At 47.6% G+C, this 23,207-nt stretch carries 21 protein-coding genes; 19 read left to right on the top strand and 2 right to left on the bottom strand.

The window, feature by feature from the left end; all coding sequences use genetic code 11:
- The first annotated feature begins 35 nt into the window (after positions 1 to 35).
- From QMK20_RS04980 to QMK20_RS05025, 11 genes are all read left to right on the top strand, one after another.
- The gene (locus tag QMK20_RS04980) at positions 36 to 347 is read left to right on the top strand and encodes an ArsR/SmtB family transcription factor (RefSeq protein ID WP_149096077.1); all 312 of its coding nucleotides are present in this window, start codon (positions 36 to 38) and stop codon (positions 345 to 347) included.
- 105 nt (positions 348 to 452) lie between these two features.
- On the top strand, positions 453 to 662 hold the full coding sequence (locus QMK20_RS27325; RefSeq protein ID WP_349362264.1) for a hypothetical protein: 210 nt from the start codon (positions 453 to 455) through the stop codon (positions 660 to 662).
- Positions 637 to 1,620, top strand: coding sequence for an MFS transporter (locus QMK20_RS04985; protein WP_349362256.1), 984 nt, complete (start codon positions 637 to 639; stop codon positions 1,618 to 1,620). The genes QMK20_RS27325 and QMK20_RS04985 overlap by 26 nt, the downstream gene beginning before the upstream one ends.
- A gap of 192 nt (positions 1,621 to 1,812) precedes the next feature.
- Entirely contained in the window at positions 1,813 to 2,202 is a 390-nt protein-coding gene (locus QMK20_RS04990; RefSeq protein ID WP_283654844.1) for a GntR family transcriptional regulator, read from the top strand.
- Entirely contained in the window at positions 2,195 to 3,097 is a 903-nt protein-coding gene (locus tag QMK20_RS04995) for an ABC transporter ATP-binding protein (RefSeq protein ID WP_283654845.1), read from the top strand. Before QMK20_RS04990 ends, QMK20_RS04995 begins: the two co-directional genes overlap by 8 nt.
- Entirely contained in the window at positions 3,072 to 5,168 is a 2,097-nt protein-coding gene (locus QMK20_RS05000) for an ABC transporter permease subunit (protein ID WP_283654846.1), read from the top strand. Before QMK20_RS04995 ends, QMK20_RS05000 begins: the two co-directional genes overlap by 26 nt.
- A 136-nt stretch (positions 5,169 to 5,304) precedes the next feature.
- Positions 5,305 to 6,069: a methyltransferase domain-containing protein gene (locus QMK20_RS05005; protein WP_283654847.1), complete on the top strand. Its 765-nt coding sequence runs from the start codon at positions 5,305 to 5,307 to the stop codon at positions 6,067 to 6,069.
- A 244-nt stretch (positions 6,070 to 6,313) separates the two neighbouring features.
- Positions 6,314 to 7,768, top strand: coding sequence for a PstS family phosphate ABC transporter substrate-binding protein (locus tag QMK20_RS05010; protein WP_283654848.1), 1,455 nt, complete (start codon positions 6,314 to 6,316; stop codon positions 7,766 to 7,768).
- Positions 7,769 to 7,909: 141 nt separating this feature from the next.
- A complete protein-coding gene (locus QMK20_RS05015; protein ID WP_283654849.1) occupies positions 7,910 to 9,148 on the top strand; it encodes a beta propeller repeat protein in 1,239 nt (412 codons plus the stop codon).
- Positions 9,149 to 9,205: 57 nt separating this feature from the next.
- Complete coding sequence (locus tag QMK20_RS05020; protein WP_283654850.1) at positions 9,206 to 10,069, top strand: aldo/keto reductase; 864 nt, start codon at positions 9,206 to 9,208, stop codon at positions 10,067 to 10,069.
- Positions 10,070 to 10,081: 12 nt separating this feature from the next.
- Complete coding sequence (locus QMK20_RS05025) at positions 10,082 to 10,630, top strand: mismatch-specific DNA-glycosylase (protein WP_283654851.1); 549 nt, start codon at positions 10,082 to 10,084, stop codon at positions 10,628 to 10,630.
- Between the two features lie 95 nt (positions 10,631 to 10,725).
- On the opposite strand, the gene ald is transcribed toward QMK20_RS05025, so the two are convergent.
- The gene (gene ald, locus QMK20_RS05030) at positions 10,726 to 11,856 is read right to left on the bottom strand and encodes an alanine dehydrogenase (protein ID WP_283654852.1); all 1,131 of its coding nucleotides are present in this window, start codon (positions 11,854 to 11,856) and stop codon (positions 10,726 to 10,728) included.
- A 339-nt stretch (positions 11,857 to 12,195) separates the two neighbouring features.
- On the opposite strand from ald, the gene QMK20_RS05035 reads away from it, so the two are divergent.
- From QMK20_RS05035 to QMK20_RS05070, 8 genes are all read left to right on the top strand, one after another.
- Positions 12,196 to 13,860, top strand: a complete 1,665-nt coding sequence (locus tag QMK20_RS05035) for a PucR family transcriptional regulator (RefSeq protein WP_283654853.1) — start codon at positions 12,196 to 12,198, stop codon at positions 13,858 to 13,860.
- Between the two features lie 102 nt (positions 13,861 to 13,962).
- On the top strand, positions 13,963 to 15,486 hold the full coding sequence (locus QMK20_RS05040) for a copper amine oxidase N-terminal domain-containing protein (RefSeq protein WP_283654854.1): 1,524 nt from the start codon (positions 13,963 to 13,965) through the stop codon (positions 15,484 to 15,486).
- A 295-nt stretch (positions 15,487 to 15,781) separates the two neighbouring features.
- A complete protein-coding gene (locus QMK20_RS05045; RefSeq protein WP_283654855.1) occupies positions 15,782 to 17,077 on the top strand; it encodes a galactokinase in 1,296 nt (431 codons plus the stop codon).
- Positions 17,078 to 17,242: 165 nt separating this feature from the next.
- Complete coding sequence (locus tag QMK20_RS05050) at positions 17,243 to 18,163, top strand: PD-(D/E)XK nuclease family protein (protein ID WP_283654856.1); 921 nt, start codon at positions 17,243 to 17,245, stop codon at positions 18,161 to 18,163.
- A 45-nt stretch (positions 18,164 to 18,208) separates the two neighbouring features.
- The gene (locus QMK20_RS05055) at positions 18,209 to 19,012 is read left to right on the top strand and encodes a phosphotransferase family protein (RefSeq protein WP_283654857.1); all 804 of its coding nucleotides are present in this window, start codon (positions 18,209 to 18,211) and stop codon (positions 19,010 to 19,012) included.
- Positions 19,013 to 19,126: 114 nt separating this feature from the next.
- The gene (locus tag QMK20_RS05060; RefSeq protein ID WP_283654858.1) at positions 19,127 to 19,840 is read left to right on the top strand and encodes an SGNH/GDSL hydrolase family protein; all 714 of its coding nucleotides are present in this window, start codon (positions 19,127 to 19,129) and stop codon (positions 19,838 to 19,840) included.
- A 139-nt stretch (positions 19,841 to 19,979) separates the two neighbouring features.
- Positions 19,980 to 21,335 (top strand): hemolysin family protein, encoded by a 1,356-nt coding sequence (locus QMK20_RS05065; protein ID WP_283656207.1) that lies wholly within the window; start codon positions 19,980 to 19,982, stop codon positions 21,333 to 21,335.
- A 247-nt stretch (positions 21,336 to 21,582) separates the two neighbouring features.
- Complete coding sequence (locus QMK20_RS05070) at positions 21,583 to 22,854, top strand: methyl-accepting chemotaxis protein (RefSeq protein WP_283654859.1); 1,272 nt, start codon at positions 21,583 to 21,585, stop codon at positions 22,852 to 22,854.
- Between the two features lie 79 nt (positions 22,855 to 22,933).
- Here QMK20_RS05070 and QMK20_RS05075 read toward each other — a convergent pair whose 3' ends face one another.
- Complete coding sequence (locus tag QMK20_RS05075; RefSeq protein ID WP_283654860.1) at positions 22,934 to 23,146, bottom strand: hypothetical protein; 213 nt, start codon at positions 23,144 to 23,146, stop codon at positions 22,934 to 22,936.
- Positions 23,147 to 23,207 lie beyond the last annotated feature (61 nt).

Genomic DNA, 23,207 nt, shown 5'->3' on the forward strand with positions numbered 1-23,207 from the left:
TTTACATATCTAAAAAAAGAGATATAATGAGGTTTATGGATACTCTAATGATTTTTAAAGCTTTGTCGAATGATACACGCCTGCAAATTTTGGATTGGTTAAAAAATTCAGATGAAAATTTCGGACCGCAATTGTTTTTACCAACGGATGCTAACTTTAAAGGAGGGATTTGTGTAGGTAGCATTCAGGAAAAAACAGGATTAGCACAATCTGTTATTTCCAGTTACTTAACGCTCATGAAGAAGGCTGGGCTTTTGGAATCCAGGCGATTTGGACAGTGGACCTATTACCGAAGAAATGAAGAGAATATTTGCAAATTCGCTGAATATATCAAGAATGAAATGTAGGTAGCCACAAAATAATGAACAAGGTTACCTACTTTTTTGTGTATATTATATCTATAAATATAGATTTTCGAATATATGAATTATGAGGTCAAGGAGATGGAAATCGTGAACAAAAACAGTCCATTATTTTTTATTGCATTAGGTATATTTGGCATTATAAATACGGAGCTTGGAGTCGTTGGGATTTTGCCAATGGTCATGGATAAGTATAACGTTACTGCACCACAAGCTGGAATACTGGTCAGTCTTTTTTGCACTCACTATTGCCATTTTTGGGCCATGGGTAACTCTGCTATTTTCAAAATGGAATCGTAAATGGTTACTGATGAGCATCATGATTATTTTTTCCATCTCGAATGTGATATCAGCTTTTGCACCGAACTTTTATACACTTGTCGTATTCCGAATAATCCCTGCCTTTTTTCATCCGGTGTATTTCTCCATTGCCTTCGTACTAGCTGTTGCATTATCGAAGAAAGAAGAGGCTGCTAAAGCAAGTGCAAAGGTATTTCTTGGAGTTAGTGTGGGGATGGTATTGGGGGTTCCGCTTACTTCTTATATTGCTGATCAATTCTCTCTTGGCACTTCATTTCTGTTCTCTGCTGTTGTAAATATTATTGCGTGTGTTGGAATAGGGCTCATGGTTCCTTCCAGATTGGAGCAGAAGGAAGTACCTATCAGGAACCAGCTTAAAATATTGAGGAAACCCACATTGTGGTTGAATATCGGTAGTGTATGCTTCATATTTGCTGCGATGTTTTCTGTATATAGTTATTTTGCGGAGTATCTAGGAGAGAAAACGCATATGAGTGGAGAATGGATTAGCACGATGCTTGTGCTTTTCGGGATTAGTGGTGTGGCTGGTAACTGGTACTCGGGAAAGATGTTAAACCATCATATGTTGAAAACGGTGTTGCTTTATCCTGTTGCTTTAGGGGTTTGTTATTTACTGCTTCAATATGTGGGTGCAACTCTTCTTCTCACAAGTGGGATTATTATTGTCTGGGGAGCTGTTCATACGAGTGGATTGATTGTAAGTCAAATTTGGCTTACCTCGGAGGCTCCAGAAGCCCCGGAATTTGCGAATAGTCTGTATGTTTCTTTTTCAAATTTGGGTGTCACCATAGGGACAGCGATGGGAGGCTGGTTTATTTCTCAATTAGGAACAGGAGATGTTGTTTGGAGTGGCCTACTTTTTGTTGTATTGTCTCTTGTATGTATTATCGTGAAATCTATATTTTTTGGGATACATACGAAGTCAAAAAATATGTAACAAACTTTTGCCGAAATCATTACAGGTTAACGTTGATTTCAAGACCAGCTTTCTGAGTTGGTCTTTTTTTCTGCAAGAAATCCCCAAAGAAATGATTGACAAACTGTTCTAACTGTATTATTAATAATAGTACAGTTAGAACAGTAAAGAGGATGCAGATGAAACTGATCAAGTCTTGAAAGGAGGAAGTCCATGTTCGAGCTGGATATCCGCAGCCGCAAGCCGATTTACGAACAGCTAACGGACAAGGTAAAGGAAATGATTGTATACGGATCGCTTCAGCCGGATGAGCAATTGCCTTCGGTACGGGTTTTATCCGCTCAGCTTACGGTAAACCCCAACACGATTCAGAAGGCGTATCGAGAGCTGGAACGCGAAGGATACATTTATTCCATCCAAGGCAAGGGCAGCTTTGTCACCCCTGCCGAGCATCAGCCGCAGCAAATGAAGCGGGATGAGATTCGGGCGGCGCTGTTGAAGCAGATGATCGAAGCTGTCCATTTCGGTTTTACGCATCAGGAAGTGGACGCCTTATACGTGGAAGCTACGCAATTGAAGGAAAGGGGGATGTCCCTTGATTGAGTTAAGGGAAGTCACAAAGACATTTACAGAAGAAAAGGCTGTCGATCAGCTCGCCCTTACGGTGAAGAAAGGCTCTATTTTTGGACTTTTGGGCTCTAACGGAGCAGGTAAAACGACGCTGCTCAAAATCATCGCCGGGATTTACAGACCGGATACTGGGAAGGTGCTAATCGGTGGACAGCCCGTGTATGAGCAGCCAGAAGTCAAGCAGCGCATTCTGTTTATGCCGGATACCCCTTATTTTTTCCCGCAAGCGACGATTCGCCAGGTGGCCCGGTTTTACCGCTCCATTTATCCGAGCTGGAGTGAGGAACGCTACATACAGCTTACCGACATTTTCAAGCTTGACCCGAAGCGTAAACTTCACCGTTTTTCCAAGGGGATGAAGCGTCAGGCCGCTTTTTTGCTTGCCTTGAGCTGCATGCCTGAGCTGCTGATTTTGGATGAACCGATTGACGGACTGGACCCGGTAATGCGACGAATGATCAAAAATTTGCTGTTCCAAGAAACCGCCGCACGTGAGATGACCGTCGTGATTTCATCCCATAATTTGCGTGAAATAGAAGACATGTGTGATCATGTCGGCATTATGCATCAGGGACGTATGTTGTTGGAAAAAGAGGTTGACGATCTCAAGTCTGATACACATAAGGTGCAGGTTGCCTTTCGTGACAGCACGCATGAGGAAGCCGTCTGTGGACAACTTCCGATTGTACATAAGGAGCGCAGAGGCAGTGTTCTGCTGCTTATTATCCGGGGGGAACGAGAGCAGATTACAGAAACGATTCAGGCGTATGAGCCGCATGTGTTCGATTTACTGCCGTTGACGCTGGAGGAAATTTTCATTTATGAAATGGAGGACGCAGGTTATGACATCCAACCGATTCTTCTGTAGCGGCGGCGTGATTCGTCAAAGCCTGAGACAGCATGGCTGGATCGGTCTGTTGTACTTGGCGGGATTATTGTTTACAGTGCCGCTGCCGTTATTTATGAGCATCGGAGACGAACGGATGCCCACGGTTTTGGGAAGTCTGTTCGATTATACAAGCAAGTACAACGACTTACACACTCCGATACTGCTGACCGTACCGGTGCTGGCCGGTGTGATAATGCTTCGTTTTATTCAGCGGCAGGGGCCATCTGATTTGTATCACAGTCTGCCATTACGCAGGGAACATCTGCTAACGGCACATTTGATCAGTGGTCTTATCCTCTTGCTCGTACCCGTGTGGCTCACGGCGGGAGTGACGGCTTGGGTTAACGCCACGAATGATCTGCCTTATATTTTTCACATGAATGATGTTGGATCATGGGCATTGGTCGTCTCGGTCATTAGCATTTTTCTTTTCGCCTTTACTGTGTTTGTAGGTATTTGCGTAGGGCAATCGCTGCTGCAAATTGCTGTAGTGTACGTTTTGATGGTGCTTCCCTTCTTTCTGTCATCCATGATTAGTCGCTTTCTGGGGCATCATTTGTACGGTTACTATCAGGCCAGTGGAACAATAGTTCGTTATAGTGATGGCATGGAGTTACGTAGTAACAATAATATTTGGCATTCTTTATCGCCGTTTGTTCGCTTTACGGAATTGCTGAGAACTCCATTTTCATATATTGAACTGCTTGTTTATATTGGTGTTTCTCTGCTGTTTGTGATCTTGAGCTATGTGTTGTATCGCAAACGGCTGGTAGAGAAGGCAACGCAAGCAATGGCATTTACCTTCTTCCAGCCCTTATTTAAAGCAGGTGTGATGCTGTGCGCTATGCTGCTAGTAGGGGACTATTTTAATGGCGTAGGCGGACAAGGTAAAGACTGGTCTATCTTCGGCTATATACTTGGAGCTATTTTGGGCTATATCGCTGTGGAGATGGTGATTCGCAAGACGTGGCAAATTGTACGTGTACGTGCTTTGCTGGAATTGGTTGCTTACACCGCAGTGTTAGGTCTGGCAATGTACATTCCGACTTCAAGTTGGGTAGGTTACGAAGATCGAATTCCGACTGCGCATTCCGTGGAGCAAGTTTATGCCGGACCAAGTTTGTATTTGGATGGGGGCATTACACGAAAAGATCTTTATTTTTCGCAGGATAAGGCTTATATCGCTTCTGTGCTGAATTTACAGCGTGAACTCGTGCGGGCACATTCATCAGGACAGACGCCCATGACCAAAGATGAACCTCTTCAAATGATAGCCATTGCCTATCATCTTGACGATGGTTCAATTATGACCCGAAGCTATACATTTCCCGAGCAGCCTTTCCGGGCAGAACTGGCAAAGGTCATGATGTCTGAGCCGTACAAAACAGTAGCATACTCGTTGGATAAGCTATATGGTGCAGCCGAAACGATCAGCATTAAATCAGGGGATGATGAGGAACGGAGGGTGATACTGACCGATCCGAAAGAAATTCGCGAATTTGAAGCTGTGCTGAAAGAAGAAATTTTGGATATGAGCTATAGCGAAATGCAGTCTGGAAGTTATCCGCTGGGGAATATCGAGATTCTGCATAAGGCCTCCTCTATTTCCAAATATGAGCCGGAATGGGCTCGTAATATTGCATATAACTGGCGTTTATCCTTTCACAAACTGGAGGGTTGGCTGAAACAGAAGGGATATGCCGACAGGGTAATTGTCACGTCGAAGGATATACTTTCTGTGCGTGCTGTTCCAATTGTTTCTCAGGAGATGAAACCTTATCAATCTGGTCAGTATATCGAAGACGTCAATTTATTCAGAGATATACAACAGAAGCATAAAGCAATCGTCATTGAAGATATGAAGCTCTGGAAAGCTATTTTGGAAAACCGCAGATCCTATAACTATACTCCGGATATGGAGAAGGGCACTTACCTGATACAGATCAAAATCAAACCTTTATATGGTTTAAATGCTCACACAGGCTATTATTTATTAACTCCAAAAGACATGACACCTGAGCTTGCAAAGGCTCTACCCGCCACTCCTTAAAACGGCACCGAACGGCAGATAAGAAATTCCTCCTGATTTGGGCAGATGTAGAGGTATATAGAGATAGAACGCAGAACGTAAAGAGTATAATGTTCGGTAAATGATGCCAGCCCAATTCAGGAAGGAGCAGTACAATATGAGATATACAGAAGATCGTGAGTTTATACAGTTGTTGGATCACTATAAGCAATCCTTTGCCGGATGGGATTTTTCATTCATCTCGGATACAGGACGCGTAGCGAGCGAGCCCTTGGACTGGTCTTATGCCAGCAAGGCTATGACGCTCATCCATTCTTCCACGGCGATGCTGGATATGGGAACAGGCGGAGGCGAACTTTTGTCACGGCTGCGTCCTTTTCCAGAGATCGTATGCGCGACAGAAGCATATGCACCGAATATTCCTGTTGCCAAGGAACGATTGGAGCCGCTTGGCGTACGCGTGATGGCTATAGATGACGACGACTCACTTCCATTGGATGATAACGGGTTCGATCTCGTGCTGAACAAGCATGAGGCATTTTCTCCAGCGAAAGTGCGGCGTATTTTGCGTTCGGGCGGGATGTTCTTGACCCAACAGGTGGGGGGCCTGGATTGTGTGGGCATTAACGACCGTTTGGGAGCGCCTTATAGCGAGTATGCGGACTGGTCCCTTTCTCAAGCGATTACCGGTCTGAAAAGCAACGGCTTCGAAATCGTGGAGCAGCGGGAACAGTTTCCGATACAGCGGTTTTTCGATATTGGAGCGCTTGTCTACTACTTAAAGGCGATTGAATGGCAGATTGCTGATTTTCAACCAGAGAGATATATAGAACAGCTGTATGGCCTACATCTGGACATTCAACGTGATGGGTATTGGGACGTGAAACAGCACCGTTTTTTGATCCATGCTAGAGCAGTATAGAATTGTTACATTATAATACCGAATAATACCGAGAAGGCCTTCCTCTAAAGGAGGCTTCTTTTTGTCCTTTTTGGGTGTACTCCTTTATGGTAAAAACAAAATCAAAAGCCACGCGGCGGTTGGCAGTGAAATACCGTAAGGACATTTTTACCATCTCCTCGTATACTAATCTTTACCATAATTGTACAATGAAAGAGCAGTGGCTTAAAGACTCATTTTATTTAAAAGATATAGGGGGATGTACATGTCTGATCCAAAGGGAATTATAACCGAGCGGGAAACAGGCGCCTCCATGCGACTAGCATGGTTTTGGCCGTGGCTGGGCGGTACATTTATGTTTGGATTGTTTTCAGTCATGTTTAATGTATTTTGGAGTATGGCTGTGGCGTCTAATGTACAGCTTCTGCTGAGGCGCGAAGGTGTGACGGATACTGCGGTCATTGTGATGATGATATTATACGCCTGGATCATCGGTCTGATTTTTGCGGCTTACGGTGTCTGGAGTGCGCGTATTTTCAGTCTGCGAAAACTTCCGCTCATGCTGACAGGGCTGTTATCATTATTATGTGGCCTGGGTTTATGGATTGTGGGGTTACAAGGCTCTGGCGGCCAACCATCCGAAGTGTGGGGCGACTCGTGGCAACTGTTTTCAATCTATCACGCGTGGGCGGAGCCTGTACTGGAGGTATTGGAGCCGTATACACAGCATGGTGAAATCTGGTTTCTGCTGACTGCACTGCTGCCGATCGCCGGAATGGTAGTGGGTGTTGGGGTGGATCGTTATCCGGCGGTGACAGGAAAGAACGGAAAGGTAGATCGTAGATGGCAATGGGTCGTTGCCGCCATGTCTGCCGCGCTCGTTATTGTGCTGACCATTGCACTGATGCTGCCTCATCGTCCGTTGATCGCAGAACGGGATTTTCCAGTGGTCGATGGGGCTACAGCGGCGATTCCGTTCGCACAGGATATGCTGCATGAGCTGACCGGAATGAGCAAGGCGCGCGCGGCGCACGAATTGAGATTCAACACAACGCATCAGGCGTATGTAAATCTGATCAACAAGAAAGCGGATCTCATTCTGGTGGCAGGACCATCCAATGGAGAGCTGCAACTTGCGAAAAGTCAGGGAGTGAAAATAAAGCTTACTCCAATTGGGCGGGATGCGTTTATTTTTCTCGTTCACTTTGATAATCCGGTTCATAATTTGTCCTCAAAGCAGATTCGTCGCATTTATGAAGGCTCCATTCATAATTGGAGTGAAGTGGGAGGCAAGGACCAGCCGATTGTAGCCTATCAGCGGGAAGAAAATTCGGGAAGTCAGACGTATATGCAAAAGAAAGTGATGGCAGACCATGAGATGGCCGAGCCGCCCCGGGAGCGCACGATTGGCATCATGGGTGGTATGATTAATGCAGTTGCCGATTATAACAAGGATCACAATGCGCTCGGGTATTCGTTTTATTATTTTGCCAATGTGATGCATAAGCGGCAAGAAGTTAGATTTTTGTCCATTGACGGAGTAGTGCCAAACAAGGAGCATATCCGTTCGCAACAATATCCGTTCACCGCTCAATTGTTCGTGGTCACACGGGAAGGAGAGAAGTACAGCCCTTCGGTTCAACGGCTGCTCCAGTGGCTGCAAAGCGAAGATGGCAAACGGATCATTGAACAAGGCGGTTTTGTTCCTGTACATCCGTAGACGAGTTTTTCCATACCGTCGATTTTGGGTTTTCATCCGTCAAGAGTGAAACGAAGACAGCAGGGTAATACATAGGATATACCTTGCTGCGATTACATACCCAAGCAGCATTGTACTAACACAGTAAGGGGATGAACGAAAATGAAGAAAAAATTACCGGCCTGGGCGCTTTTGCTCGCCGTATCCATCATGACAGCAGGTTGTGGAGCAGGTGCAACACAAGCAGGACAAACCGGACAGCAAGAGCAGAACGGTCAAACCGTTCAGGATGGGCAAAAGGGCTCTGCTTCCGCGCAACCGGGTGCTTCGGGGGCAGGTGGACAAGCATCCACAGATGCGAATGCGGCGAAGGTTCGCATGGACGATGTTACCGCGCTGCGCCTGATCGACGGTAAATCCGGCTGGATCGGCGGGAAGGGCTGGATTGCCCGGACAGACGCAGGTACATCCGGTTCAGCCGGAGCGGCATGGGATGTGCAATATCAGGGCCAAGGGACAGTGCAGCAAATTTTTGCCTTGAATGGGCAGCAGGCATGGGCCGTCGTGGCAGACAGCGGTACGCTGCTGGCGACTCAGGATGGAGGCCAACGCTGGGAAAGTACCGGGACGGTGCCGAAGCAAGGACAAGCGGGCTTTTTGCACTTTGTATCGTCCAAGGAAGGATTCAGCGGAAATCAATATACGAAGGACGGTGGTCAAACCTGGTCCGCGTTTCCCGTACCTGATCATACCGTTGGGGAACCATACTATCATGATCAGCAAAACGGTTGGGCAGTAACGCAAAGCAAAGAGGGCTCGTTCCGTATCTTACATACAATGAATGGCGGTCAGAAGTGGACCACCGTTCTGTCTCGGACAACCGAAGCGCCTCTGAACGGTGTAATCATTCGTTCGGTAGAACGCGGAAACGCTTGGATTGAGCTGGTTGGGGATACGGGTATGAATCAGACCTCATATTCGCTTTGGCATACCGCCGATAGTGGCCAAAGCTGGCGTGCTGTGCTGGCCAATGCGACCGCTGGCGGCGGTCCGGCGCCCGGCATTAGCCAGCAAGACCATCAGGTTCCCAAGAACGAAGGGGCGGCACCGGGGATGCTCTATGCGGTAAACAGCAGTACCGCGTTGATGGGTGGCTACTGCGCACCGTGCGACAAGCCTAATACCATCGGCTGGACGAATGACGGAGGCAAGACGTGGAACAATGGCAAACAAAGCTTTGACGGCTATGGTAGCCAGCAAATCGGAATGGCCAATGCCAAGGAGGGCTGGGCTATTTTCTCGGATTCAGAGAAGGCTCCGGTTATGTATACCACCTCGGATGGTGGACAGCATTGGACCCAGAGCCATGTCTTTGACAAGCCTGCGGCATCAGGTTCCTGAGCAGATGTAGTCCTTAGCAGATAAGTCCTGAGCAGATATAGTAAGGAGGGAGAACACATGAGCCAACAGAAGAAAAGTGCAATCACATGGGCTGATGGCCGTGAGGTGCCACTGATCGGACAGGGGACATGGCATATGGGTGAAAAAGCTTCGTTTCGGCAAGAGGAAGTGCGCGCGCTTCAACTTGGCTTGGATCTGGGCATGACGTTGGTCGATACGGCTGAAATGTATGCTGAGGGCGGTGCAGAAGAGATCGTCGGGGAGGCCATTCGGGGCCGTCGGGACGAGGTGTATCTCGTCAGCAAGGCATACCCTCATCATGCAGACCGCCAAGGGCTGGCTCAAGCGTGCGAAGCGAGCCTGACCCGCATGGGAATGGAGTACATGGACATGTATTTGTTGCATTGGCGAGGGAATATCCCGCTGGAAGAGACGATACAAGGCATGGAAAAACTGCGTGAGCAGGGCAAAATCCGCAACTGGGGCGTGTCCAATCTGGACAAGTCCGACATGGAGGAGCTGTGGAGCCTGACTGGAGGCGATACCTGCGCGGTTAACCAAGTGCTATATCATGCGGCTTCGCGGGGGATTGAATATGATCTGCTTCCTTGGAGCCGTACACATGGTGTGCCTGTGATGGCGTATTGCCCGATTGCACAAGGCGGACGTCTACGGCGGGGGCTGTTGGAACATCCCGTCATGGAGGACATCGCTGCCAGTCACCGGGTAACGCCATCCCAGATTGCACTCGCATGGGTCATACGAGATGGCGATATCTGGGCAATCCCGAAGGCGGTACAGGAATCACATGTACGGGAAAATGCAGCGGCAGCGAATATCCGGCTCACTCCTGAACAACTGCAACAAATAGATGAAGCTTTTCCGCCGCCTACGCAGAAGCAGCCGCTGGATATCGTTTGAGGGAGGGGCGCCATGGAAGAGAGAGAAACAGGAACCAAGACAGAGCTGCATGAGGTAGATGATCATTTGGATTACGGATTATCTGTCGTATTCATCGGCTTCAATCCCAGCTTGAAGTCAGGAGAAGTGGGGCATCATTATGCGAACCCGCGCAACCGTTTTTGGCGCATACTGGAGGGAGCGGGTTTGACCCCTCGCCTGTACGATCCATCAGAGGATCGGGAGCTGCTCAAGCTTGGCTACGGGTTTACGAACATTGTTTCCAGGCCCACGAGGGGAGTGGAGGACATTGCACGCGAGGAATACGCCGAAGGACGTCTGAAGCTGTATGCCAAGCTAAAGGAATACCGTCCCAAGATTGCCTGCTTTGTTGGCAAAGGTGTATATACCGAATACAGTAAAAAATCCAAAGCAGATTGGGGATTCCAGCCCGAGCCGCTGATCCCCGAGATGTATGAGTTTGTAGCCCCTTCGTCCAGCGGACTGGTTCGCATGTCACTGGAAGAGATCACAGATATTTACCGCCGTCTCCAGACGTTTCTGACAGCAGAAATCGTCTGATATGCAGCGAGAATAATGGATTCAGCTAGAAGAAAAAGAACCACATGGTCATGCCCCGAGGGGAAGAACGTGTGGTTCTTTGAGCTACCGCGACTCTATTTTAAGGCTTTTGTCTGCCACGCCTGATCCACCGGAACGTAAGGATAACCCAGATCACGGGCTACCGCCTCGTAGGTGATATGACCGTTCAGGACATTCGTGCCGCTGAGCAATGGCTTGCTTCTGCGAAGGGCTTCCTGAACCCCCTGATCTGCAAGCTGGAGGGCGAAGGGAAGCGTCGCATTCGTCAAAGCAAGCGTCGAGGTTTGCGGCACTGCGCCCGGCATGTTCGCTACGGCATAGTGAATGACGCCATGCTTCACATAGGTTGGCTGATCATGTGTCGTGATGTGGTCAATCGTCTCGACAATACCTCCCTGGTCGATAGCGACATCCACAATCACAGAACCGGGCTGCATCGTCTGCACCATAGCCTCCGTTACGAGACGAGGGGCTTTGGCTCCAGTGATCAGGACAGCACCGATCAGCAAATCGCTCTGCGCTACGGCTTCGGCAATGTTGGATGGTGTGGACACCAGCGTATGAAGCTGGTTGCCGAAAATATCGTCCAGCTGGCGCAGCCGATGCAGGCTCAGATCGATCAGCGTCACGTCCGCGCCGAGGCCGATGGCGACCTTCGCAGCGTTCGTGCCGACGACCCCGCCGCCAATAATGGTCACTTTGCCGCGCTTGACTCCCGGCACGCCTGCCAGCAGAATGCCTTTGCCGCCCTTCGGTTTTTCCAGCAATTGTGCCCCGATTTGCACAGCCATTCGGCCTGCGACCTCGCTCATGGGGGTGAGCAGTGGAAGGCTTCCCCCGACATCTAATGTTTCATAGGAGATAGCAGTTACGCCATTGTCCGTCAGCGCCCGGGCCAGTGCCGGCTCAGCAGCCAGATGAAGATAGGTGAACAAAATCAGCCCTTTTCGGAAATATCCGTATTCTGAGGACAACGGCTCCTTCACCTTGATAATCAGATCCGCCTGAGACCACACATCCGCTGCGTGCTGTACAATCGTTGCACCCGCCGTGGCATAATCTCCATCTGTAAAGCCACTTTCAACCCCTGCATGACTTTCCACAAACACGTGATGTCCGTGCTGGATCATCTGAGCTGCACCAGCAGGTGTCAAGGAGACACGATTTTCATTGTTTTTAATCTCTTTCGGAATTCCAATGTTCACTTTGTTCACCTCTCCTGAAAATAATTGTTATCCAACGGCAAATAATTGTTCTTCAGGGCAGCTGCGCTGCTTTGTTGCAGTGCTGCTGTGTTTCTGTGTTGCAATGTTTCTGCACCAAACGGATTCAAAAATTGCATTATCATTTTTGTGCAGCCTGCCAATTAGTTAAATGGACTCAAGCCGACAAATGCAATTCATGTTAGATTAGGTACAGTTTACAAGTGGGAAAGCTCCTTGACATCATACATTTTGTCGGATTATCTGACTTCAAGGCTCGACTTTTTGATGAATAGGTGTCATATAAAATGACATAAAGACATATACATAAGGAGAATCCCGATGAACGGTAAAAAAACCTTTACCATTGCGGATGTGCTGGAACGTCCGGTATTCCGGCGGGCCAAGCTGGCGGCCGGGGAGCAGGGCACGAGTCACCGGGTCGGCTGGGTCCATGTGCTGGAAATCACAAACGTAACCCCCTTTGTGAGCCGTCATGACCTGATTTTGACGACTGGCCTGTGGCTGACCCGGGAAGGGGAGGAACGCGCTGAGTATATGGAGCAGCTGATCCGTTCCGAAGCCGCAGGACTGTGCGTGGAGCTGGGTACGAGCATCCATGAGATTCCGCCGGAAATCCTGGAGCTGGCGGAACGGCATCATTTTCCGGTCATCGTATTTGAACAGCCGGTACGCTTTGTTGAAATCACGCAAGATATTCATTCCCTGCTTATTAACCGCCACCATGAACTGCTGAAAGATCTGGAGCGCTTCTCGCGCCAGCTTCAGCAGGAGACGCTGCGCAGCACGGATATGAGTGCCCTTTTACGGGTACTTCATGATTATGCCGCCCGACAGGTCATCTACATGTCTTCCATTGATACCAATCGGTTCGTGCCTTCTATCCAGCCTGATGTGGCTGACCGCATTGCGAATTTTTATGCCAATGAGGTGGAATCCAGCATGACGTCTGACCGGGAAGGTCACTTGCTGTTTCATCTCAATGAATCCACCGCCGTCTTGTTTCAGCCGGTTGTCTGCTTCGGGCAGGTGTTTTCCGCAGTAGCTCTGGTGCTGCATGGCGAAACGCCGACGGAAGAACTGTCACTGCTGCTGGATTACACGGCCAAGGCAGCCGCTACGCTGGTGCTGAGAACTCAGTTCCTCGAAGACCGGTTGTTACGCAACCAGAATGAACTGATTCAGGATGTGCTGAACGGACAGCTTCCCAGCGAGGAACAGGCTCAGACCCGGATGGGGCTGCGTCTGCTGCCCAAGGGACAGTATTTATTTTGGGCTGGGGTTATTGAGGTGGAGCATCAGGATAAGGAAGCCAGTCAGGTGCGCAAGGAGTCCATTAACCAGGATATATTGGTATTGCTCCGTTCTTTGCTGAAAAAGGAGACGCTGCACAATCTGCTCATGATGAAGGGTAACCAGTGCTACATTCTTTGCGCCAAGGAGGAATTGACTCTGCGTTCCGGGGCACAAATGAAGAAAGTGCTTGCCCATACCGTGCAATATATTCAGAACTATGCTGCTGGGCAGCTTGACAAGGTGCGCATTCATGCAGGTTTCGGCAAAGTGAGGTACCAGATGACCGGAGCAGGCCGTAGCTTTGAAGAGGCTTATCAGGTTATTGAAGTGGCGCGAAGCGTTCCGGCCATGAGAGATCGATTTTTTTACGACAGTATCGGAATCTATCAGTTGTTGAAGGCCGTGCCCCGCACTCCTTTTTTACAAGAGTTTGTAGAGGATCATTTGGGCGGGCTGATTGCGCATGACCGTGAGCACCATATGCAGCTTCTGGATACGCTGGATGCTTATTTTCGATGCCATGGCTCCAAGCGCGATACTGCCGGAATCCTGTACATTCACAGGCAAACTCTCTACAATCGGCTGGACAAAATTAACGAGATCATAGGAGGAAATCTGGCAGACCCGGATAAACGTCGTTGTCTGGAGATGGCATTGCTGGCTCACCGGATGCTACAGGCCGAAAAATGATCCTAAATGACTACTTCTATTTTCCAATCTACTCATTTACAATGCGTGTCAACACTGAGATAATAGAAGAGATAACGGAAATATCTTTGAAAGGGGATTAATATGAATATAAAAAAATGGATTGCCGTCCCTCTTATTCTGCTAATGGTAGCTTTGACGGGTTGCCAGGCAGTAGGCGGATTTGATGTAAGTAAAAATCTTTTGGGCACACTTGATGTGAAATCCCAGCAGTCAACGGAGAAGATATCTCTTAAATTGACTCCAAAAGCAGGCATTACACAAGGAGATCAGGAAATTGTTGATTTAATCAATTCCATTTCCGTAACAGTGGATGAGGCCAAGGTACAATCGGAGGAACTCGCTTCCGCCAAGGGCACATTGCACATCGACAAGTATAATTTGCCGTTTGAAATTGCTTTGGACCGTCAAGGTGTGGCTATTCAACTGGAAGGTGCCAAAAAACCTTATTACATATCTTTGAACTCGCAGGAGAGTTTGAGCGGTCTGCCTGCCGGATTTGATCCTTATGTATACTCCAAGGATGTAAGAGATCTGACGAAAACAGCCGCAGCACTTGTACTCAAGCATGCTCCTAACCCTTCGACCATCTCTGCAACGTCTGTAACCGAGGAAGTATACGGTGAGAAGGATAAAGTGAAGCTGACCCGCTTGCATGCGGAGCTTCGTGGGGATGAGCTGGTAACATTGGTAAAACCGTTCCTGACCAATCTGGCCAAGGACGAGGCAGGCTTGAAAGAACTGATCGGGCAAGCGATTGATTTTACTAAAAATATCGCTTCCAGCATGAATGTTGATGGTGCTGATCAAGTCACAAGCCAACTGAACACGAACAAGGAAAAACTGGTCAATGAGGCTTATACCGAGGTTAAAAAGTATTTGGATCTGGCCGTTGCTCAATATGATGTAGGCGTAAGCACTTTATATGCACAGTCTCCTGAAATTAAAACGGTTCTGAGTTCCAATACGGTTCTGAAAACCGATATGTATTTTGATGAAAAAGGAAATGTTCGCAAATCAGTGTCAGACCTGACGGTTGCTTTGCCAGAAGTAGATAGTCTTCCAGTGAAGTCCTTCTCGATTGTTACGGAAACTCAATCCTGGAACGTAAACGGTAGTGTAACAGTCGACAAGGTAGATATCTCCAATGGTGTAATCGACCTGAATAAACAAGCTGAATTAACACCAGGAGCGACACTTCGCAATTTTGATGCGAACTCTCCGATCTACAATATTTTAAAAAATGATTTGGAAATTACAAAAGTTGAAACCACTTTCGATCCTAAAGACGATTACTATGTGCTGGTGAATCGTAAAGGTACGGCCTTCATTCCACTGCGTGAGCTGACGTACGAACTGGGTTCCGAATTAAAATGGGATGCAGCTGCCAAGCAAATTACAGTTGTGGATGATATTACAGGTAAGACCATCAAGCTGAAAAGCGGTTCCAAACAGGCTGAACTGGAAGGAAGCACATTAACGCTGCCACAAGCTCCATATACGGATGAATATGGTACGCTGTATGTTCCTTTCAAATCGGTTGCCGAAGCATTGGGTGCTACAGTAACCCGTAACAGTAATGGTGAGTATGTGTTGAAACGCGACTAAAAAGAAATTCCACATATCTGTGTCCAACTGCACCGCTGGTGCATGGAATATGCAGGTATAGACACAGGAACCGGCCCGTTCAAGGGTCGGTTCTTTTTTTGCATATCCTTACGAATCTAATCTATCGTAAAATAAGGAAGCATTCTCACAGAAACGATTTAAATAAGCGATTACAGATTAAAATAGTACCCTATTTTTGCACAGGGAAAATTGAGATAATTATATTGTTGTTGCGCCATATATATATTTGCGGCCAGGCGCCACGGTGGAAATTACCTACTAGGGGGAAATAACGATGAAAGATATGGAACTGTTGAATTCTAGTGAGGGACAAATTGTACTTGCTCGAATGTACGGTCAACAGCAGATTGCAGAGCAAACGACGCGATATCAATCACTTCTACAGGCGTACCGGGAGCACTTTGGCGTCGGGGATATTGAATGGTTTAGTGCTCCGGGAAGATGCGAAATTGGGGGGAATCATACAGACCACAATCACGGGAAGGTGCTGGCAGGCAGTATTACACTTGATACCATCGCTGTAGCTGCTAAAGTGGAGGAGTCTGTAATTACGTTCTTTTCCGAAGGCTACAAAACGAAATATGTCATTGATTTAAATGACTTGTCACCACGACCAGAGGATGACGGTACGATGCTTCTGGTCCGCGGTATTGCGGCCGGCTTGCTCAAATTCGGCTATCGCATCGGAGGATTCCGGGCTTATATATCAAGCAATGTGTTCTCTGCTTCAGGACTAAGCTCTTCTGCTTCATTTGAAATGTTGATATGTACGATAATCAGTCATTTTTATAATGAGGGAGCGTTGGATGCTGTCGCCAAATCCAAAATCGGCCAGTACGCCGAAAATGGCTACTGGAACAAGCCGTCGGGACTGCTTGACCAAATGGCTTGCGCATATGGAGGATTGGTTGCCATTGATTTTGTAAACCCCAAGGAACCGATCATAAATCCAGTTCATTGGAATTTTCAAGAAAACGGATATTCCCTGGTTATCGTCAATACAGGCGGAGATCATGCTGATTTAACGGACGATTACGCGGCGGTGCCCAACGAAATGCGTGCAGTGGCTCAGTCCTTAGGTGCTTCTGTTTGCCGTGACTTATCGCCGGAGGATCTGTATGCCAACCTCAAAATGGTCAGGGAAAAAGCAGGAGATCGTGCAGTGCTGCGTGCGTTGCATTTTTTTGAAGAAAATAGACGTGTCGATGAACAGGTGAAATCGCTGGAGGAGGGACGTTTTTCTGATTTCTTGAGGCTCGTCACCGAATCCGGTAATTCTTCATGGAAATGGCTTCAAAACGTATATAGAAGTGGGATTGACCGGGAACAGGACGTATCTGTCGCGCTTGCATTAACGGAAATGTTTTTGCAATCAATAGATGACAGCGCATGCAGGGTACATGGTGGTGGATTTGCTGGAGTCATCTTGACGATTCTTCCCAATGATTGTGTTGACGATTATAAGACGTGGATCAGCGGAATGCTGGGAACTCCGGTACTCGTTGTCAACGTCCGTGAGCAGGGTGCCGTTAATGTAAGTGATTTGATTCATGCGGCAACGAAGGATTGAAAATGAAGCCAGAGTTGGACGGATCTCAGGAGTTATTGCGAATTGACTATACTAGACCGTCGAAGGCTTTAACCTCTGGGTTAAAGTCTTCGTTCTTTTTGGACGATGCAGTCCAGGCTTGCGGTATAATAGAGCATGGAAGTTTTAACGAAGGAGGGCCTATTCATGGCTATGTACCCGTCCTGGTCCTATTCGCAATCGAGGGCCCAAACGTTCGATGAATGCCTACGCAAATACTATTACCATTATTACGGCTCGCATAACGGCTGGAACCCTGCACAGGGCAGTGAAGAGCAGGTTACGTTGTATCGGCTCAAGCAGCTGAGCAACTTATATATTTTATTTGGGAATATTACGCATCAAATGTGTGAATCGGTCATACGTGGTTGGGTGGAAAAAGGCGCTGTTCCACGTCCGGCGTATCTGGAGACAACGATGAAGAACATGCTGAATGACAGTTACAAGGAATCGCTGCAACAACGTGAGCTATGGCTGCAAGACCCCAAAAATCGCATCATGCTCGCTGAAATTTATTATGATGACGAAGTGCTGCCGGAACGAATTGCCCGGATTAAGGAGCGACAGCATGCGGTGGTACACAATCTGTACCGGACTGCGGTTTGGCGTGAATTGCAGCAGGGTGAGGCGCGAATCGTCGAGGTGGAAAAGTGGGATACGATGTTGCTTCATGAGACCAAGGTGTATGTCAAAATGGATTTGCTCTACCGCAGAGGTAATGGAGACATGGTTATCGTAGATTGGAAGACAGGCAAGGAAGGCGACTTCTCCGACCAGTTATTTTTGTATGCTTCCTATGTTCAGGAGCATTACCAGCTTCCCTTGGAGAAGATCGAGGTACGTGTGGAATATTTGATGACCGGAGAGCATGAAGTGTACCATCCTGCGCAGGAGGATATCGACAAGGTGGTTGGCAATGTCGGGCGATACATCGAGGAAATGAAGTCCTGTCTCGATGATGATTATTATAATCGGCCGAAGCCCGAGTCCTTCTTCACGCCGATGCCATCCCGCAGAGCGTGTGGAGGCTGTAATTTTCGGGAGGTGTGCAAGTACCGCGCGGTATAGGATGGGATTGTGACAGGTGCAACCAATGCGGATGGAGGGATCACATTGAACAAAGGCGCCATGATAGGAAAAGGCATGAGTGCTGAGGTTTATGAATGGGGCGATCAGCAGGTTTTAAAGCTCTATTACGATAACTATCAACCTGAATGGGTACGATTTGAAGCCGAGATTAGCGCAGCCGTAAAGGAAGCCGGGGTACCTGCGCCAAGTGTCTACGAGATGTTGGAAGAAGGGGGGCGACATGGACTGCTTTACGAACGAATTCCGGGAGTATCTATGCTTGCTATGATACAAAGCTCTCCGTATAGAATTTTGAGATATGCAAGAGAAATGGCTTGGCTTCATTGGAGCATTCATCGCTGTTCAACGACCAAGCTTCCTCGCCAAAAAGACAGATTGGAGCAAGCAATAAATGACTCCAAAGAATTATTGGGAGAGAAAACAAAGCTGATTTGTGAATTTATGGACACTTTACCAACTGGTAATTGGGTTTGTCATGGTGATTTTCACCCCGACAATATCTTAATGACGAATCATCAATCAATCGCAATTGATTGGACAAACGCAAGTATAGGAGACCCGATGTGCGATGTAGCAAGAACCTCATTAATGTTGCTTTCTCCGTTTAATCCACCAGGGACACCAAGAACGATGGAGCCTTTATTGTGTCTATTTAAAAGAATACTAAACAGAGCTTACCTGAATGAATATTGCAGAAGCTCCAATATAAAAGCTGATAGCATGAATAGCTGGATATTACCTGTAGCGGCTGCCAGGTTACGAGAGGGGATTCCTGGTGAGCAAGAGTGGCTACTGCTTCTGATTAATCATCGGCTCCAAAACATATAGGTACGCTTATACAATCTAGCCCGTATCATTACGACAAGCCAGCCTAAGAGTGTATGGCAAATCTACAATTCTCTCAAGTTTTGAAACCGCTTTCTAATTTGGGGAATACGAGGTATGATAAGGATATTATTGGAAAAGGTTAAGGAGGGAATGTGGAATATGACTAGCAGCACTAATACAGGACGCACACGTATTCTTTTTCAGGGTGATTCCATAACAGATGGAGGAAGAGGACGGAATGAGGACGCGAACCATTGGCTGGGTCAGAGCTATGTGTATCTGATCGCAGGTGCACTGGGGAGCCGTTTGACTGCTACGCAGCCAGAATTTGTGAACCGGGGGATTTCGGGGGATCGGGTTTCGGATTTGTATGCACGCTGGAATGAGGACACGTTTAGCCTGAAGCCGGACCTGCTCAGTATTCTGATCGGAGTGAACGATGCCTGGCGGATCGTGGAGCAGGAGCCGTCCGGGGTGACGGACCGATTTGAGCGAGCCTATCGCCACATTTTGGAGGAAACGCGTGAAGTACTGCCTGATACCGGGCTGGTGCTGTGTGAGCCGTTTATTTTGAAAACAGGAGCTACCGAGGCACGATGGGACATTTGGCAGGAAAAAATAACGGGCTACCAGCGTCTTGTGCGTCAGCTTGCGGACGAATTTGGGGCCGTATTTGTGCCGCTCCAAAGCGTGCTGAACGAGGCAGCTACCAAGGCGGACGCCTCCTATTGGCTGCATGACGGAGTTCATCCGACAGCGGTTGGGCACCAGTTGATAGCTGATCAATGGATAGATATCGTACAAAAGAGTCCGCTGGCGATTCGCTAACTTGGTCAACCATAGTCTACTCCTTATCATTTTTGGGTAATACACGATTATGGACATAATGACTTATAAGGATCTGTCCATCCAAAAATGAACGCCATAAGGGGGCTTCTTGCTTCGTATGGCGGGGCAAGAGAGGGCTGTGGAAACTGTGAATATTATCCTGGTCATTTTACTGATTACGTTAACTGCTTTTTTCGTTGCATCCGAGTATTCCATTATTCGCGTACGGGTATCCCGTATCAATCAGCTTGCATCCGAAGGGAATAAAAATGCCAAAGCTGTCAAAAATATTTTGTCCCGGCTGGACGAGTATTTATCTGCTTGTCAGCTAGGGACCACGTTAACCTCGATGGCGTTAGGCTGGCTCGGGGAATCTACGGTTGAAAAGCTGCTGCATCCGCTGTTTGTGCTGGCACATATTCCTGCCGGACTCACGGGAGTATTATCCTTTTTGCTGGCTTTTCTGATTTTGACGTATTTCGAGGTGGTTATCGGGGAACTGGTGCCCAAAACATTCGCTATACAGATTGCGGAGCCGATGGCTTTGTTTTTTGCCCGTCCCATTACGATCTTCTATAAAATGACGTATCCGCTGAACTGGGTACTCAGCCGTTCCTCGCGTGTTATTACGGGACTGTTCGGGCTGAAAAAGGTTTCCGAGGAAGATGCGGCTCTCAGTGAGGCAGAGCTGCGTTTGGCATTATCCGAAGGATACCGCAGTGGTGAAATTACTCCGACAGAATATCGCTACCTGAACAATGTATTTGATTTTGACGACCGCGCGGCGCAAGAGATTATGGTACCACGTATTCACATCCGCTCCATTTCTCATCTGGCAACGGTAGCAGAGTTTATGGAGCTGATTGAGGACAAGGTCTATAACTTTCTGCCTGTAGCCGAAAACGGGGATCGGGATCGTATTATCGGGATGATCCGAGTGAAGGAAGCGCTGCATGATTTGGCCCGAGGGCACAGCACAGGGAATACCACGATGGCTTCCTATATTCATCCGGTGCTTCAGGTGATTGAAACCATTCAGGCCCGGGACCTGCTGATTCAGATGCAAAAGCGGCGTATTCCCGTAGCGGTGCTGGTGGACGAATATGGCGGCACATCCGGATTGGTCACACTGGAGGATATTATGGAGGAGATTGTAGGGGACATTCCTTCCTATACCGATACCGAAACGCCTGCGGCACTAACTCCTCTCATTACAAAAACAGACGATCATCGTTACATACTCAAATCGCAAGCGCTCATTCATGAAGTCAATCGGCGTTTGGAGACGGATATTGAGGCCAGAGACGTATATACGATTGGCGGATGGATGCTTTCAGAGCATTTTGATATCCGACAGGGAGAGAGTATGACCATAGGCTCATGGGAGTTTACCGTACTGGAAAAAAACAGTCACCAAATAGACACAATTGAAGCAGTCAAAAAAACAGCTGGTGAACAGGAAAATGACAATAATTCCGAATGGTGGAATGGTTGAGTGCCTGAAATCAATGGTTTAATAGGTGACGAATGGCCTGAAAAGCAAGCAGAAGTGCGGTCCGTCCATTTTTTAATGTACGCTGATGCCTGTTACATGTTATTTTTGGCTGTTAAGGTGGAGGGCCTAAAGTCTCTCTATCTTTATGCTCATAAATAAGGTTGTCTGTGAAAAACACCACTAGAAATGTAGCAATTATATGGTAAAATGGAATCAAATTTGAGTTTTTTGGGGTGGGCTACATTACATGAAAATGTCACTAGGTACGAAAATGGTTGCTGCATTTGTCGCTATTTCTGCAATCACCTATGGAACAAGCGCTTTTTTTATTTTTGTACTCAAGGACTGGCTTGCTCAAGGTACGCAGGAATGGTTGTATATCTCAATCATTCTGTTAATGGGCGTTCTGTGGAGTGGCATTTTGGGGTGGTTGATCTCCAAACTCCTCACACGTCCGATTGTTAGACTGGCAAAGGCGGCAGAGGAAGCCTCGACAGGGAATCTGTCCGTAGTCATTCCTGAGCGTCGTTCAGATGATGAAATCAAGGTGCTCTATGATGCATTCCGGCGTATGATGCTAAACATCAAGGATATGTTTAACGAGATATCGTATAGCTCAAGAGCGACTTCACAAAATGCGGAAAACCTTAGTTCGGCTATTGTACAGGCTACGGCACAGATTGAATCCATGACTTCGGTGGTGGAGGATATATTGGAAGGCGTAGAGCAGCAAAAGGATGCGTCTGTCCAATCTATTGAAACAGCGGATCGAATGTTGGGCGATTTTAAAATGATGCGCAGCAAATCGGGCCATATGCTGGAACTGTCAGGCCACATGGAGCATTCGGTCGATTCGACGCAGACGGTTTTTTCATCCCTGATGGAGGGAATGGGGGAGCTGACTGCTTCGCATAGTCGTTCGCAGCAGGTCATTGCACGACTGGAAAAGGAAGCTTCACAAATTGAAGCGATTACAAGCACCGTCAAGGATATCGCGGAACAAACTCATTTGCTGGCGCTGAACGCCTCCATTGAAGCCGCACGTGCCGGAGAAGAAGGTAACGGGTTTGCCGTAGTCGCTCACCAGATTCGCGCGTTGGCTTCACAAAGCACGGAATCGGTGCAGCAAATCAATGCCATCGTTAGCCGTGTGCAGTCGCAAATTGTGGAAACGGTACAATTAATGCACCAGCAAACATCACTGGTCAGTGCTGAAGCGGAACGGACAAGCTCGGTGGATCAGACGTTGAGTCGTTTGAACTCGATTGTGCGTGAATTTGTTGAAGGTATTCGCTTAATGGAAGAAGCTGTGACAGAGCAAACGAATCGGGTAGATCAAACCTTCGAGCAGATCAATCGTATTCAGCAAATGTCAGGAGCCTTCTCGGAAGGTGCGCACAAGATTTATACAGCCGCTCATGAGGAAACAGCTATTATGCAGGAAATTTCGTCTTCTTCCGAGGACTTGAAAGTGCTTACGAACAAGCTCATGATGAAAACTCGTGGAATGCAGCTGTAGAACGTAACGTGTCAGAACATGCAAATGTAACCGCTATATACCGGAAAACGAAGCAAGATGGTTCTCCGGTGTGTAGCGATTATTTTTTTATTTCAAAAAACTCACATTGCTTTCTGGGATGGTAGGCCAGATCACTGACACTGGATTGCACGACTATAGTTTGATCGTCAAAACGGATAATGACTCCGCCCGAACCAATCAACTGGTCATTCTGAAAAATGCGGACACGAAGATGTCGTTCCAACGCCTCGGTGAAGTCCTGATCTGTGATCAAACGGCGATTAATGGGCATGAGAGGTCTCCTTTGAATATGATATCTTTTATCATAAAGGCTAAGGTGTCGAACAAGCAAG

This window comes from Paenibacillus sp. RC334, from assembly GCF_030034735.1.
Taxonomy (GTDB): Bacteria; Bacillota; Bacilli; order Paenibacillales; family Paenibacillaceae; genus Paenibacillus; species Paenibacillus terrae_A.